The organism is Paraburkholderia sp. SIMBA_030 (assembly GCF_046535245.1).
Classification (GTDB): Bacteria; Pseudomonadota; Gammaproteobacteria; order Burkholderiales; family Burkholderiaceae; genus Paraburkholderia.
Genome location: NZ_JAWRXB010000008.1, coordinates 288362 through 302471 on the forward strand (window position 1 = coordinate 288362; position 14110 = coordinate 302471).

Consider the following 14110-nt stretch of genomic DNA (forward strand, 5'->3'; position numbering starts at 1 on the left):
CGGCTTACCGGCTCAATATGCTCCTGGCGACGCGTTGCCCCTTCTGCGAAACCGTCTTCCGCCTGCAACCGGCGCAGCTCGCGCTGCGCCGCGGCCTCGTGCGCTGCGGGCATTGCAATGAAGTATTCGACGCGTCGAGCAGCCTGTTCGAACTGACCGAGGGCGGCGATTTCTCCACCGCAAGGCCGATCGCCGCAGCAGCGGCAATCGAGGCACTGTCGGGCGTACGCCCCGGCCGGTCCGATTTCAGTGCCGAAGCATGGGACCCGTGGGCGCCGGTGCCCGATGCCGTCATCGACAACCGTCTGCGTCACGACGCCGCCAATGTGCCGCCCGCGCCGGTCTCGACCGGCGCGGGCGGCGCGGCGCCGCGCCACGCTGCGGAGCCCGAATTGCCGTCCAGCGCGCTCAGCGCGCCGATCCATCCCGGCCATGAACCGGTGTTCGCTGAGAGGCCGCCCGGGCCCTCCGCGCACGATGCCGGTCCGCCGGCAGAGGAGGCGCCGAGAGTCTGGCACAAGACCGAACGCCTTTCCGAACATCCCGTGGACGAGCCGGCCACGTTGCACGGCATCCCCGACGGCGAACCGCATTTCGGTGCGGCCGGCACGGGTGCGGCCGGCACGGGTGCGGCCCGCTCAGGTGCAGCCCGCTCAGGTGCGGCCGGCACGGGTGCGGCCGGCACGGGCGCAGTGGGCGCCGCCGCTGCGTCCAGTGGAGAGCCCTTCACGGTCCGTCCGGTGCATGACGGCGTCGATCCTTTCCCGGTGATTCGCGAAACCCGCCCGGCCGAACCGCGTCGGCTGGTCTGGATCATCGGTGGTTCACTGGCGGCGCTGCTGTTGGTCGTCGCGCTGCTCGCGCAACTCGCCTGGTGGCAGCGCGAGACGGTGATGGTCGACTTTCCGCGCTCGCAGACGCTCTATGCGAAGGCCTGCGCGCAAATCGGCTGTCAGATCACGCCGCCTCACGATATCGACGGCTTGCAGGTCGAGCCGTCCGATCTGCGGCAGATCGACGGTCCGCACAAACTCGAACTGAAGATGCCGCTGCACAATCGCTTCAATATTGCGCTGGCCTACCCGGCCATCGAACTCACGCTGCTCGACGACCGGAATAACGTCGCCGTGCGCCGCGTGCTGTGGCCGCAAGACTATGTCGCACCCGGCACGCCGATCGCGGCCGGTTTGCCGGCGCACACGACTCAAACCATGATCGTGCACCTCGACACGGGCAATGCGGTCGCCTCCAATTTCCGCGTTCAGATTTTTTATCCGTAACGCTTACTCATGCGCCCGGCACCGATCGGGCGCGTTCACCGTCACTTCTGACGAATTTTCGGAGCACAACAACATGAGTCAAGTCACGCTGGGTGGTAACCCGATCGAAGTCGCCGGCACGTTCCCGTCGGTGGGCCAGCAAGCGCCCGCCTTCTCGCTGGTCGGCAAGGATCTGAAGCCGGTGACGCTCGCCGAATTCGCCGGCAAGCGCAAGGTGCTGAACATCGTCCCGAGCCTGGACACGCCGACCTGCGCCACGTCGACCCGCAAGTTCAACGAAGCCGCCGCCAAGCTGACCAACACGGCCGTAATCGTCGTGTCGGGCGACCTGCCGTTCGCCGCATCGCGCTTTTGCACAACCGAAGGCATCGAGAACGTCGTAACGGCCTCGACGTTCCGTGGCCACGAGTTCGCTCAAGCGTACGGCGTCGACGTGACGAGCGGCCCGCTGACGGGTCTGACGGCACGCGCCGTGGTGGTGGTCGACGAGAACGACAAGGTCGTGCACGCGGAACTGGTCAGCGAAATCAAGAACGAGCCGAACTACGACGCAGCGCTCGCCGCACTGAAGTAAGACCTTCGCGCACGAGCCCCGGCGCCGCGCTTCATGCGCGGCGCTGTCACATCGTCACGCACTTTCTCTTTACCGATTTTTACAGGAACGCTCGCCTTGGCTACGCTGATTTGCGGCTCGCTCGCCTACGACAACATTATGACTTTCGAGGGCCGCTTCCGGGAGCACATCCTGCCGGAGCAGGTCCACATCCTGAACGTGAGCTTTCTGGTGCCGACAATGCGCCGCGAGTTCGGCGGCTGCGCGGGCAACATCGCTTACTCGCTGCATCTGCTGGGCGGCAATGCGCGCATCATGGGCACGCTCGGTTCGGCCGACGCGCAGCCCTACATGGACCGCTTCGAGCAACTCGGCCTGTCGACGGAAAACGTGCTCGTGGTGCCCGGCACCTACTCGGCCCAGGCGATGATCACCACCGATCTGGAAAACAATCAGATCACTGCCTTCCACCCCGGCGCGATGATGCAGTCCCATCTGACTCGCGCCGACGAAGCAAAGGGCATCACGCTCGGCATCGTCGCGCCTGATGGCTACGACGGCATGATCCAGCATTCGGAACATCTGGCAGCGGCCGGCGTGCCGTTCATCTTCGATCCGGGCCAAGGTTTGCCGTTGTTCGACGGTGCAACGCTGCGGCGCATGATTGAACTTGCTACTTACGTAGCTGTCAACGATTACGAAGCCAAACTGGTGAGCAACAAAACCGGTTGGTCGATCGAAGAGATCGCCAGCAAGGTCGACGCGCTGTTCGTCACGCTCGGCGAACACGGGGCGCACATCCATCACGCCGGCGATATCGAAGAGATTCCGGCGGTCAAAGCGCAACAAGTGCTCGACCCTACAGGCTGCGGCGACGCGTTTCGCGGCGGTTTGCTGTACGGCATCGAGAACAAGCTCGGCTGGGCGACCACCGGCCGTCTCGCGAGCCTGATGGGCGCGCTGAAGATCGAACACCAGGGCCCGCAAAACTACGCGCCCACCCGGGCGGAGATCAACGAACGGTTCAAGCAGGCGTTCGGTTACGACCTGCCGTAATACCGAGAGCTATTGGAGTTAGGGATTGAAAACAATGAATCGCCTGGTAGTGGCCGCCTTGATCGCCGGTTCGCTGGCCATGTCGGGGTGTGCGTATAACAGTAGTTCTGCTGACGTCTACACGGCGTCGCAGGCGCAGCGCGAAGAAACGGTCCGGATGGGCACGGTCGACAGTGTTCGCGCAGTGAAGATCAGCTCGAACAACGGTCAGCCGAGCGGCATCGGCGCGCTCGGCGGCGGTGCCTTGGGTGCGGTGGCCGGCAGCTCGATCGGCGGCGGCCGTGGCTCGATCGTGACGGGCATCATCGGCGGCCTGGCCGGCGCGGTGGCCGGCAACGCGGTCGAGAACGGCGTCGCGGTGCATGACGGTCTCGAGATCACCGTGCGGCTCGATAACGGCGATATACGCGCGATCACGCAAAGCGCAACCGGTGAGATCTTCCGCGCCGGCGAGCGCGTGCGGCTGCTGTCCAGCGGGGGCGTCACGCGCGTCACTCACTAAGTTTTTCCCCTCTGCCGCGGCCGCGCTTCACGTGCCGCTGCGGCAACCTCACACGCATGCGCTCCCCTGTGTATGCGTTTTTTTTGTCCATCCGTTTTGAAAACGTGACGGGCACGCTTTTGCGAGACGAAAAAAATCCCGCCGCCGGAAACCCGGCGACGGGACGCTGACCGAGTAGCGCTCGTCACACAGCTACTTAAGCGCTACTCGATCATCGGACACATCGTGCGACGTGTCGAAGCACTTCTACCGCTTACGGACGGCTACCCGTCGGGAACGGCCATGCCGCTGCCGGGTTCAGCGCGGTCTTCACCGTCGCTGCCGGTGCCGCGCTCGAGACAGCAGTCGCAGCGGGTGCAGGCGCAGCCTTCTTGGCGACAGCCTTCTTCGCGGGAGCAGCCTTCTTCGCAGGCGCAGCGGCCTTCTTCGCGGGAGCCTTCTTGGCAGGCGCAGCCTTTTTAGCAGCAGCCTTTTTCGCGGGCGCAGCCTTCTTGGCAGCAGCCTTTTTAGCCGGTGCAGCCTTCTTGGCAGCAGCCTTCTTGGCAGCAGCCTTTTTAGCCGGCGCTGCCTTCTTTGCTGCGGCCTTCTTGGCCGGTGCTGCCTTCTTTGCTGCAACCTTCTTCACTGCGGCTTTCTTAGCCGGTGCTGCCTTCTTGGCCGGCGCTGCCTTCTTCGCTGCAACCTTCTTCACCGCGACTTTCTTGGCTGCAACCTTCTTAGCCGGAGCAGCTTTCTTCGCTGCAACCTTCTTAGCCGGTGCTGCCTTCTTCGCTGCAACCTTCTTCACAGCGACTTTCTTCGCTGCTACTTTCTTTGCCGGAGCGGCCTTCTTAGCCGGAGCAGCTTTCTTTGCCACAACTTTCTTAGCTGCGGCTTTCTTTGCAGTTGCCATCATTTTCTCCTTCAGGTTTTCAGATGAGAGTCAGTTCAAACTACACCCTTCGTCAAAACCCGCTTCCCGCGGACGCTTCTCAGGGCGCGCGCTACGAAGCGGGCTATTCATCGGCGTACGCAGGTGCTGCGCGCTTACGCTAATGAATGCGGTAAGGCGCGCGGTGCCCTTGGGCACCACGCGCCAGATCTGGTCGGCGCTGAAACCCAGCGCCGGCAATTGCTTGATCGGGCCGCCGACGCTCACGCCGGCGGCTTTTTCCGGGGGGAAGTTTGCCCATCCCACTGAAGGGTTCGCAAAGTGCCTGTCATGTTTGTGGGCCGCGAAGGCACGCGACGCACCGGGCATGCTTTGCATCAGGCGGTTCTGCTCCTAACCAAAATTGCCGTGGCCCTTGCCGACGGCATCCCCATCAATGAATGCATCTGCGACACGAACCCGGATCACTCCCAGGTCAGCGCGCCGCCAGTCTGATATTCGATCACTCGCGTCTCGAAGAAGTTACGTTCCTTCTTCAGGTCGATCATCTCGCTCATCCACGGGAACGGGTTTTCCTCGTTCGGGTACAGCGGATCGAGGCCGATCTGCTGGCAACGGCGGTTGCAGATGAAGCGCAGATAGCTCTTGAACATCGACGCATTGAGGCCGAGCACCCCACGCGGCATCGTGTCTTCTGCATAACGATATTCAAGTTCGACCGCTTGCTGGAAGATCTCGCGGATTTCCGCGCGGAACCCGGCCGTCCAGAGTTGCGGGTTTTCGAGCTTGATCTGGTTGATCAGGTCGATGCCGAAATTGCAGTGCATCGACTCGTCGCGCAGGATGTATTGGTACTGTTCCGCCGCGCCGGTCATCTTGTTCTGGCGACCCAGCGCCAGGATTTGCGTAAAGCCGACGTAGAAGAACAGGCCTTCCATCACACAGGCGAACACGATCAGCGAGCGCAGCAGGGTCTGGTCTGCCTCGAGCGTGCCGGTCTTGAAGGCCGGATCGGTCAGCACGTGGATGTACGGAATCAGGAATTCGTCTTTCGCGCGAATCGAGGCAACCTCGTGATACGCGTTGAAGATTTCGCCCTCGTCGAGGCCCAGCGATTCGACGATGTACTGGTAAGCATGCGTGTGGATCGCCTCTTCGAACGCCTGGCGCAGCAGGAACTGGCGGCATTCGGGCGCCGTGATGTGGCGGTAGGTGCCCAGCACGATGTTGTTGGCGGCCAGCGAATCGGCCGTCACGAAGAAGCCCAGGTTGCGCTTGACGATGCGGCGCTCGTCTTCGGTCAGACCGTTCGGGTCTTTCCAGAGGGCGATGTCGCGCGACATGTTCACTTCTTGCGGCATCCAGTGGTTGGCGCAACCGGCCAGATACTTTTCCCAGGCCCACTTGTATTTGAACGGCACCAACTGATTGACGTCGGTCTGGCCGTTGATGATGCGCTTGTCGGCGACATTGACCCGTGCTTCGGAAACCGCAGCCGTTCCGGCAGCAGCATGGGTAGCATGAGCGACGGGAGCGACAGCGATGTCGTTCGCGAAGATGTCTTGAGCCGAGGGAGCGTGAGGAGCGGAACGCGTTCCGACTTGCGAACCGACAGCCGATCCCGCAGCGTTGCGCAACACATTCTGTTGCGTAGCGCTCGAGGGAGTTACGGCAGTGATCTCGTCATCCCAGTTGAGCATAAATGTCACCATCAATTTAGAACGGTTTGTACCATCTTTTCACGAGCGATAAAAGAGTTCGCTGATGAAAAATCCTGTTTTCGATTCGCGTTGCTACGTTCATACAACACTTTGTTCAACAGACTGTGTGTGACGCCTCATGTGAAGCGTGTTGAACGTGTGTCGTCGAGGTGCTTCGCGAGCTCGAAGAGCAACGTGTCGAAGTGACTTTTCGCTGCTCTATCTATTTGTATTGCGGAGCGTGCTTGCAGCGTCTTGCGGTTACTTCTTGCTGCCTCGCGTTTGCCCCTTGGTCGGCGCTAGCGAGGTGAAGTTCAGTGCAATGTTCAGCGATGCATGTGGCCGGTTGTGCTGATCGAGCCGTCGATCGAACCGTTTGCTGAGCGCCCGGCGTCGAGCGCTGCGTCTGTGCTGCCGACTGCTTATCTACCGCTTCACTACTTCAATCTGTTGCCGCGCTTTCCGGCTTCGCTGCTTCGACGAGCGGCGCGGCTTCGAGATTCGTTGTCACACCGCTCATCTGTTGCGCTGCTTTGCTTCACTGCATGCGGGTCAACACCTACAACACCTACCAACCCGTCAGCAAGCAGCGATCCTGCTGCTTGCCTCGCCGTTGCCTGCCTCTTACTGGCAAGCCTCGCACTCTTCAAAACCAGGATCGCCCGGACGCATCATGCACACCGGACCATCCGCTTCCGGCGCAGCTTCGACTGCGACTGCCGGCGCTGCCGCTGCCGCCTGGATGCCGCCCGAAGCAGCGCCACCGCTCGCGCCGAAACCACCCGCCGCGCCGCCAGCCGCACCGCCGGAGCCTTCGCCGCCACCCGAGCTCACCGCGTTCAGCGCGCCGTGTGCAACCGTCGACTTCTCGACGTGCGTCGCCGCCATCGTGCGGAGGTAGTACGTGGTCTTCAGGCCGCGCACCCATGCGAGCTTGTAGATCTCGTCGAGCTTCTTACCCGACGCGCCGCCCATGTAGATGTTCAGCGACTGCGCCTGGTCGATCCACTTCTGACGACGCGAAGCCGCCTCGACCAGCCACACCGGATCGAGTTCGAACGCGGTCGCGTAGATCGCGCGCAGGTCGGCCGGGATACGGTCGATGCGCGAGAGCGTGCCGTCGAAGTACTTCAGGTCGGCGACCATCACTTCGTCCCACAGGCCGCGCGCCTTCAGGTCGCGCACCAGGTAATCGTTGACCACCGTGAACTCGCCCGACAGATTCGACTTCACATACAGGTTCTGGAAGGTCGGTTCGATGCAGGCCGACACGCCGATGATGTTGGAGATCGTCGCCGTCGGCGCGATCGCCACGCAGTTCGAGTTGCGCATGCCGTAGGTGGCGATGCGCGAACGCAGTTCGGTCCAGTCCATCGATTCGCTCGAATCGACTTCGACATAGCCGCCGCGCGCTTCGGCCAGCAGCTTCACCGAGTCTTGCGGGAGGATGCCGCGATCCCACAGCGAGCCGCGGTAGCTGGAGTAACGGCCGCGCTCTTGCGCGAGTTCGGTCGACGCGTAGTAAGCGTAGTAGCAGACCGCTTCCATCGACGTATCGGCGAAGCTGACCGCCTCTTGCGACGCGTACGGCGTGCGCAGCAGGTGCAGGCAGTCCTGGAAGCCCATGATGCCCAAGCCCACCGGACGGTGCTTCAGGTTCGAGTTACGCGCCTTGGCGACCGCGTAGTAGTTGATGTCGATCACGTTGTCGAGCATGCGCATCGCCACGCCGACGGTGCGCTTGAGCTTGTCGTGGTCGAGCGCCAGCGTGCCGTCGGCCTGTTCCTTCAGGTGGGCGACGAGGTTCACCGAACCCAGGTTGCAGACGGCGATTTCGGCGTCGCTGGTGTTCAGCGTGATTTCCGTGCACAGGTTCGACGAGTGGACGACGCCGACGTGCTGTTGCGGCGAGCGCACATTGCACGGGTCCTTGAACGTGATCCACGGGTGACCGGTTTCGAACAGCATGCCCAGCATCTTGCGCCACAGTTGCGCCGCCGGGATCTTCTTGAACAGCTTGATCTCGCCGCGCGCGACCTTGTCTTCGTAAGCCGTGTAAGCCGTTTCGAACTCGGCGCCGAACTTGTCGTGCAGGTCCGGGCAGGTGGACGGCGAGAACAGCGTCCAGTCGCCGCCTTCGTGCACGCGCTTCATGAACAGGTCGGGAATCCAGTTCGCCGTGTTCATGTCGTGGGTACGGCGACGGTCGTCGCCGGTGTTCTTGCGCAACTCGAGGAATTCCTCGATGTCCAGGTGCCACGTTTCCAGGTACGCGCACACCGCGCCCTTGCGCTTGCCGCCCTGGTTCACGGCCACAGCCGTATCGTTGACCACCTTCAGGAACGGCACCACGCCTTGCGACTTGCCGTTGGTGCCCTTGATGTGCGAGCCGAGCGCACGCACACGCGTCCAGTCGTTGCCCAGACCGCCGGCGAACTTCGACAGCAGCGCGTTTTCCTTCAGCGCTTCGTAGATGCCGTCGAGGTCGTCGTCCACCGTCGTCAGATAGCACGACGACAGTTGCGAGCGGCGGGTGCCCGAGTTGAACAAAGTAGGCGTGGACGACATGAAGTCGAAGCTCGACAGCACGTTGTAAAACTCGATCGCGCGCGCTTCGCGGTCGATCTCGTTCAGCGACAGACCCATCGCGACACGCATAAAGAATGCCTGCGGCATTTCGATGCGCACGCCGTCGTGATGCAGGAAGTAGCGGTCGTACAGCGTCTGCAAACCGAGGTAGCCGAATTGCAGATCACGGTTGTTGTCGAGTGCGGCGCCCAGGCGCTTCAGGTCGAACTGCAGCAGCTTGTCGTCGAGCAGCTCGGCTTGCACGCCGCGCTTGATGAATTGCGGGAAGTACTCGGCGTAGCGCTCGCCCATTTCCGCTTGCGTGACTTCCTCTTCGAGGATCTCGCGGCGGATCGTGTGCAGCAGGATGCGTGCGGTGACCTGGCTATAAGCCGGATCCTTTTCGATCATCGTGCGGGCAGCCAGGATCGCCGAGTCGTAGACCTGGCTCATCGGCACGCCGTCGTACAGGTTCTTCACCGTTTCGGCGATGATCGGATCGGCGCTTACGGCGTCGCCCAGGTTCGCGCAGGCGGATTCGATGATGCCGCGCAGCGCTGCCATGTCGAGCGGACGCGCGACGCCGTTGTCTGTGACGTTCAGACCCGGCGTGTTGGCGACGATTTGCTCGTCGTGACCGCGCGCCTGGGTGCGCTTCTCGCGGTACAGCACGTACGCACGCGCGACGTTGTGCTCGCCGCCGCGCATCAGCGCGAGTTCGACCTGATCCTGGATGTCTTCGATATGGAACGTGCCGCCGTTCGGACGGCTGCGCACGAGCGCGCGCACCACGTTCTGCGTGAGTTGCTCGACCAGTTCGCGCACCCGTGCCGACGCTGCGCCTTGACCACCGTTGACGGCCAGAAATGCCTTTGTCACGGCGATGGCGATCTTCGACGGTTCAAACGACACCACGCTGCCATTACGACGGATCACCTTGTAGTCGGCATACGTCGCTTGCGGCGCGAGCGCTTGTGCGCCTGGTGCCTGGCCGAAGGCCTGGCCAGTGGGTGAGCCCTCGTACCGGGTCGTCACGTTATCGGTGGTTTGCATGTGCAAAGCTCCTGGTCCTGGAAGTGTTGCGGAGAAAGCCGCGGGTTAAAACGAACGCTGCGCCGCCGCGTGCGCAAGCGATGGGGTGCGGAAAAAAGGCCGGCCGAGCCGGGTGGCGGGATACGACTGCGATGAAGCTGAATTTGATTTGAAAACGGTCTTCATCGTGTGTATCGCGATCACTTGTTGTGCCCTTTTTCCGGGATGCTTCTGGACGCTGCCGGTTCTCTCCACCAACCGCGCCGCAGGAATTGTTTTTTCGCCGTCTGGAATGCTTGCGGCGCCATGCTCGGGGAGCGGGGCGCCGCATGACAACACAAGATATAGTGCGAAACTGAATTTCAGGCACCAAGTATAGTGGACTTTCAAGACTGCGCAAATTGATTTATTTGCTTTCAAAGACTTGACTTTTGCATCGCACGGCGCGAAGCCGACTCCCCGGAGAGCAAGGCTGCGCCTTGCTCTCCTCGCATCCCACGGAGTAGCGGAAAGGGCCGTTACGGCGTTCCGGAAAACTTGAGATAGGGGAAGTACTGATCCGCCAGCGCGGTGTCGCACTGCAGACGCTGCCACTCGAAATGAGGCCCGGGATCAGTCTTGCGGCCCGGCGCAATGTCCGAGTGACCTGCAAGCGCCTCGACCGGATAGCGGGCCGCGAGCGCCCTCACCAGCGCACCGAGCGTGCGGTATTGCGCCGCTTCGAAGGCAGTCGTGTCGCTGCCTTCCAGTTCGATGCCGATCGAGAAATCGTTGCAGCGCTCGCGGCCGAAAAAATTCGACGGTCCGGCGTGCCACGCGCGCTCGTTGCACGACACATACTGTTCGAGGGCGCCGTTCCGATGGATTACGAAATGCGCCGACACCCGCACGCCGCGCAGATGCGTGTCGTAGTACGGGTGAGCGTCGCAGTCGAGACGATTCTGGAACAGTTCGGCGATTGCGCTGCCGCCGAACTCGCCGGGCGGCAAGCTGATGTTGTGGACGACGATCAGCGTCGGCACGGCACCGGCGGGCCGCGCCTCGAAATTCGGCGATGGCAGTTTGCGTGCGGCGGCGACCCAACCGTCAGGATCGACGGTGAACTCGACGCTCATCGAGCGTCGCGGCCCGTCGGCCGCGCGCCGTGACGCTGCGCGTGCGCGGCGCTGCAGAACGGCTGCCCCGCCACGACTACCGACTCGCTCTTCGGCGCATGCACGCCGCACTCGACGCAACGAATCATCGGCTCGGCGAGTTGCGGCGCTTCGGACGCACGCGCGCCGCCGTTCGGACCTTTCGCCCCGGCAGCGCCGTTCGCGCCCGAACTTGCACCCGCGCCGGTACGTTGCGCCGTTTGCGCGTCATGACGACGCAGCGCCTTCACCAGCCATTGGCCGACGATGAACAACAGGATCAGCAGAAAAATTTGTCGCATGGGACACGCTCACACTACAGCACGGTGCAACAGCACCTCGAAAACGAAACGGCTGCCGACGTACGCCAGCAGCAGCGCGACGAACGACGCCAACACCCAGCGCAATGCCGCACGGCCGCGCCAGCCGGACACCTTGCGCGCGGTCAGCAGCGCGCCGAACATCACCCAGGAAAGAATCGCGAAGACGGTTTTGTGATCGAGCCGCAACGCACGGTCGACCAGTTGCTCGCTGAACATGATGCCTGACAGCAGCGTCAACGTGAGCAGCACGAAACCGGCGCCGATCAGACGGAACAGCAGCTTTTCGAGCGTCAACAGCGGTGGCAGGGTATCGAGCCAACTGGACAGCCAGCCGTTCCCTGCTGCGGCCGCATGCCGCTGCGCGAGCCCGCCGCGCATTGCGTGCAGGCGGCGCTCGACCAGCAGCATCAGAATCGCGTGCAGCGCCGCAATCGCGAACAGACCGTACGCGACGTTGGCGATCAGGAAGTGCAGCTTGAACATCGGCGCGGCGGAATACGGCAGCACGCGTACGCCGTTGAACGCCAGCGGCAGTAAAGAGGCCACGCAAGCAAGCGGCAACACCAGCAGGCGTAGGCCGTCGAGCGGAAAGAAAAAGCTCTCGATCCAGTAGATGCCGGCGCCAAGCCAGAACATCGCCGACAGCGCGAACGCGAAACCGAACACCATCGCGTTCTGGGGAAAGATGGTGGTATGCAGCAGCACGCCGTGGGCGAGCAGCGCGACACACAGCAGCGCGCGGCCCGACGTGCTCATGCCTGAGGAAGCCGATGGGGCCGATGAGGTCGACATGCCCGCGGCGGCCGGCACCGGCGGCACGCTCCCGAGCATGGGACGCACGGCGGCGTGCCGGTGCGAGCGCCAGCCGGCGACGGCGAGACCGCCGTACAGGAGTGCGGTGAGGGCATACAGTACAATATCCATATTCGAAGTTTACACTAGGCCCCTACTCCGCGACGTCTTCCGCTTCGCGCGCTGCACGGGCCGCACTGTTCATCGCTCCCCATGCTCGACAATCTGACTCAACGGATGGCGCGCGTCGTCAAGACGCTGCGCGGCGAAGCCCGGCTCACCGAGGCGAACACCCAGGAAATGCTGCGCGAAGTGCGCCTCGCGCTCCTCGAGGCGGACGTGGCTTTGCCCGTCGTGCGCGAGTTCATCGCCAAGGTGAAGGAGAAGGCGCTCGGCGAGGAAGTCGTCAGCAGCCTGTCGCCGGGCCAGGCGCTGGTCGGCGTAGTGCAGCGCGAGCTGACCGCGATCATCGGCGGCGACTACGAGGGCAAGGCGGTCGAACTCAATCTCGCCGTCACGCCGCCGGCTGTCATCCTGATGGCGGGTCTGCAAGGCGCCGGTAAGACGACCACCGTCGGCAAGCTCGCCAAGCTGCTGCGCGAGAAATACAGGAAGAAGGTGCTGACCGTCTCGTGCGACGTCTACCGTCCGGCTGCTATCGCGCAGTTGAAGACGGTGACCGAGCAGGTCGGCGCGGACTTCTTCCCGTCGGAACCGGATCAGAAACCGGTCGACATCGCGCGCGCTGCGGTCGACTGGGCCAGGCGCCACTACCATGACGTACTGCTGGTCGACACCGCCGGCCGTCTCGGTATCGACGAAGCGATGATGCAGGAAATCGCCGTGCTGCACAGCACGCTGAAACCGGCGGAAACCCTGTTCGTCGTCGACGCGATGCTGGGTCAGGATGCCGTCAACACGGCCAAGGCGTTTAGCGACGCGTTGCCGCTGACCGGCGTGGTGCTCACCAAGCTCGACGGCGATTCGCGCGGTGGCGCGGCGCTCTCCGTGCGGCACGTGACGGGCAAGCCGATCAAGTTCGTCGGCGTCGCCGAAAAGCTCGACGGCCTCGAAATCTTCTATCCGGACCGCATGGCGAACCGGATTCTCGGCATGGGCGACATTCTCGCCCTCGTCGAAGAAGCGCAACGCGGCGTCGACGTGCAAGCCGCGCAGAAGCTCGCCGACAAGGTCAAGAAAGGCGGCGACTTCGACCTCAACGATTTCCGCGCGCAACTTTCGCAGATGAAAAACATGGGCGGCCTGTCCACGCTGATGGACAAACTGCCCGCGCAGTTCCAGCAAGCCGCTGCCGGCGCCAACATGGGCCAGGCCGAAAAGCAGATGCGTCGCATGGAAGGCATCATCAATTCGATGACACCTTTGGAACGCGCCAAGCCCGAACTCATCAAGGCCACCCGCAAACGCCGCATCGCGGCGGGCGCGGGCGTGCAGGTGCAGGAGGTCAACCGGATGCTGAATCAGTACGACCAGATGCGCACGATGATGAAGAAGCTCAAGGGCGGCAATCTGCAGAAGATGATGCGCGGCATGAAGGGGATGTTGCCCGGCATGCGCTAAGCTTGACCCGGACGGCGACGCGCGTGGCTCTGTGCATAAAGGGCATGCGCGACTGACTTCGGGTTTGTGCGGGTTTATTCTGTACCGTACGCCGCCGTCCCCCAAGGGGACTTCCTTCGGGGCGTCCCACCCATACTATGTATACAGTTACCGCCCGTCAGACGTCATGAACCGCGAAGAAGCTCTCCACATTTTTAGCCACTCCGAAGAAATCGTTTCGGCCAAGGACGTCAACGCGTCGATCAGCGGCATGGCGGCCGCCATCCGCGACGAAATGAGCGAGGATTTCCCGCTCGTGCTGTCGGTGATGGGCGGCGCGGCGGTGTTCACCGGCATGCTGCTGCCGCGCCTCGATTTCCCGCTCGAGTTCGACTACATCCACCTGACCCGCTACCGCAACACCACCAAGGGCGGCAACGAGATGCAGTGGCGTGTGGCGCCGGCCGAGTCGGTGAAAGATCGCGTGGTGCTGGTGCTCGACGACATCCTCGACGAAGGCGAGACGATGGCCGCGATCCGCGACCGCATTCTCGCAATGGGCGCGAAGCGCTTCCTGAGCGCGGTGCTGTGCGAGAAAATCATCCCGAAGGCCAAGCCGCTGCGTCCCGATTACTGCGGCTTCGAAGTGCCGGACCGCTATGTGTTCGGTTGCGGGATGGACGCCAAAGGCTATTGGCGCAACCTGCCCACCATTCGGGCGTTGACCGAAGGGGCGTGAG

At 62.9% G+C, this 14110-nt stretch carries 14 protein-coding genes; 6 read left to right on the top strand and 8 right to left on the bottom strand.

Annotated features, from left to right (window positions below; translation table 11 throughout):
* Positions 1-17: 17 nt before the first annotated feature.
* From SB772_RS16310 to SB772_RS16325, 4 genes are all read left to right on the top strand, one after another.
* Positions 18-1280: a zinc-ribbon and DUF3426 domain-containing protein gene (locus SB772_RS16310; protein ID WP_410834264.1), complete on the top strand. Its 1263-nt coding sequence runs from the start codon at positions 18-20 to the stop codon at positions 1278-1280.
* Positions 1281-1353: 73 nt separating this feature from the next.
* The gene (tpx, locus tag SB772_RS16315) at positions 1354-1854 is read left to right on the top strand and encodes a thiol peroxidase (protein ID WP_410834265.1); all 501 of its coding nucleotides are present in this window, start codon (positions 1354-1356) and stop codon (positions 1852-1854) included.
* A gap of 96 nt (positions 1855-1950) precedes the next feature.
* Positions 1951-2889 carry a carbohydrate kinase family protein gene (locus SB772_RS16320; protein WP_410834266.1) on the top strand — a complete coding sequence of 313 codons (939 nt, stop codon included), beginning with the start codon at positions 1951-1953 and terminating at the stop codon, positions 2887-2889.
* 25 nt (positions 2890-2914) lie between these two features.
* Positions 2915-3391: a glycine zipper 2TM domain-containing protein gene (locus tag SB772_RS16325; protein WP_410834267.1), complete on the top strand. Its 477-nt coding sequence runs from the start codon at positions 2915-2917 to the stop codon at positions 3389-3391.
* A 253-nt stretch (positions 3392-3644) separates the two neighbouring features.
* Here the strand turns inward: SB772_RS16325 and SB772_RS16330 are convergent, their stop codons facing one another.
* The 8 genes from SB772_RS16330 to SB772_RS16365 all read right to left on the bottom strand — a co-directional run bounded on the left by SB772_RS16330 (position 3645) and on the right by SB772_RS16365 (position 11942).
* Positions 3645-4283 (bottom strand): histone H1-like DNA-binding protein, encoded by a 639-nt coding sequence (locus tag SB772_RS16330; RefSeq protein ID WP_410834326.1) that lies wholly within the window; start codon positions 4281-4283, stop codon positions 3645-3647.
* A 30-nt stretch (positions 4284-4313) separates the two neighbouring features.
* Positions 4314-4640 (bottom strand): hypothetical protein, encoded by a 327-nt coding sequence (locus SB772_RS16335; RefSeq protein WP_410834268.1) that lies wholly within the window; start codon positions 4638-4640, stop codon positions 4314-4316.
* An 86-nt stretch (positions 4641-4726) separates the two neighbouring features.
* Complete coding sequence (locus SB772_RS16340) at positions 4727-5962, bottom strand: ribonucleotide-diphosphate reductase subunit beta (RefSeq protein ID WP_410834269.1); 1236 nt, start codon at positions 5960-5962, stop codon at positions 4727-4729.
* A 624-nt stretch (positions 5963-6586) separates the two neighbouring features.
* Positions 6587-9583 (bottom strand): ribonucleoside-diphosphate reductase subunit alpha, encoded by a 2997-nt coding sequence (locus tag SB772_RS16345; RefSeq protein ID WP_410834270.1) that lies wholly within the window; start codon positions 9581-9583, stop codon positions 6587-6589.
* 45 nt (positions 9584-9628) lie between these two features.
* Positions 9629-9952, bottom strand: coding sequence for a hypothetical protein (locus SB772_RS16350; RefSeq protein WP_410834271.1), 324 nt, complete (start codon positions 9950-9952; stop codon positions 9629-9631).
* Between the two features lie 128 nt (positions 9953-10080).
* Positions 10081-10677, bottom strand: a complete 597-nt coding sequence (ampD, locus tag SB772_RS16355; protein WP_410834272.1) for a 1,6-anhydro-N-acetylmuramyl-L-alanine amidase AmpD — start codon at positions 10675-10677, stop codon at positions 10081-10083.
* Positions 10674-10997: a PP0621 family protein gene (locus SB772_RS16360; protein WP_410834273.1), complete on the bottom strand. Its 324-nt coding sequence runs from the start codon at positions 10995-10997 to the stop codon at positions 10674-10676. The genes ampD and SB772_RS16360 overlap by 4 nt, the downstream gene beginning before the upstream one ends.
* 9 nt (positions 10998-11006) lie before the next feature.
* Positions 11007-11942: an inner membrane protein YpjD gene (locus SB772_RS16365; protein WP_410834274.1), complete on the bottom strand. Its 936-nt coding sequence runs from the start codon at positions 11940-11942 to the stop codon at positions 11007-11009.
* A gap of 81 nt (positions 11943-12023) precedes the next feature.
* Here SB772_RS16365 and ffh point away from each other — a divergent pair, with 81 nt between their 5' ends.
* Together ffh and SB772_RS16375 are read left to right on the top strand one after the other, a co-directional pair.
* The gene (gene ffh / locus SB772_RS16370) at positions 12024-13391 is read left to right on the top strand and encodes a signal recognition particle protein (protein ID WP_410834275.1); all 1368 of its coding nucleotides are present in this window, start codon (positions 12024-12026) and stop codon (positions 13389-13391) included.
* 166 nt (positions 13392-13557) lie between these two features.
* Complete coding sequence (locus SB772_RS16375) at positions 13558-14109, top strand: hypoxanthine-guanine phosphoribosyltransferase (RefSeq protein WP_410834276.1); 552 nt, start codon at positions 13558-13560, stop codon at positions 14107-14109.
* The last annotated feature ends 1 nt before the right edge of the window (position 14110 follow it).

Excerpts from the sequence above, each read along its gene's own strand:
- SB772_RS16310 (WP_410834264.1), top strand. The coding sequence starts at position 18 with ATGCTCCTGGCGACGCGTTGCCCCTTCTGCGAAACCGTCTTCCGCCTG.
- tpx (WP_410834265.1), top strand. The coding sequence starts at position 1,354 with ATGAGTCAAGTCACGCTGGGTGGTAACCCGATCGAAGTCGCCGGCACG.
- SB772_RS16330 (WP_410834326.1), bottom strand. The coding sequence starts at position 4,283 with ATGGCAACTGCAAAGAAAGCCGCAGCTAAGAAAGTTGTGGCAAAGAAA.
- SB772_RS16335 (WP_410834268.1), bottom strand. The coding sequence starts at position 4,640 with ATGCAAAGCATGCCCGGTGCGTCGCGTGCCTTCGCGGCCCACAAACAT.
- SB772_RS16340 (WP_410834269.1), bottom strand. The coding sequence starts at position 5,962 with ATGCTCAACTGGGATGACGAGATCACTGCCGTAACTCCCTCGAGCGCT.
- SB772_RS16345 (WP_410834270.1), bottom strand. The coding sequence starts at position 9,583 with ATGCAAACCACCGATAACGTGACGACCCGGTACGAGGGCTCACCCACT.
- ampD (WP_410834272.1), bottom strand. The coding sequence starts at position 10,677 with ATGAGCGTCGAGTTCACCGTCGATCCTGACGGTTGGGTCGCCGCCGCA.
- SB772_RS16360 (WP_410834273.1), bottom strand. The coding sequence starts at position 10,997 with ATGCGACAAATTTTTCTGCTGATCCTGTTGTTCATCGTCGGCCAATGG.
- SB772_RS16365 (WP_410834274.1), bottom strand. The coding sequence starts at position 11,942 with ATGGATATTGTACTGTATGCCCTCACCGCACTCCTGTACGGCGGTCTC.
- ffh (WP_410834275.1), top strand. The coding sequence starts at position 12,024 with ATGCTCGACAATCTGACTCAACGGATGGCGCGCGTCGTCAAGACGCTG.
- SB772_RS16375 (WP_410834276.1), top strand. The coding sequence starts at position 13,558 with ATGAACCGCGAAGAAGCTCTCCACATTTTTAGCCACTCCGAAGAAATC.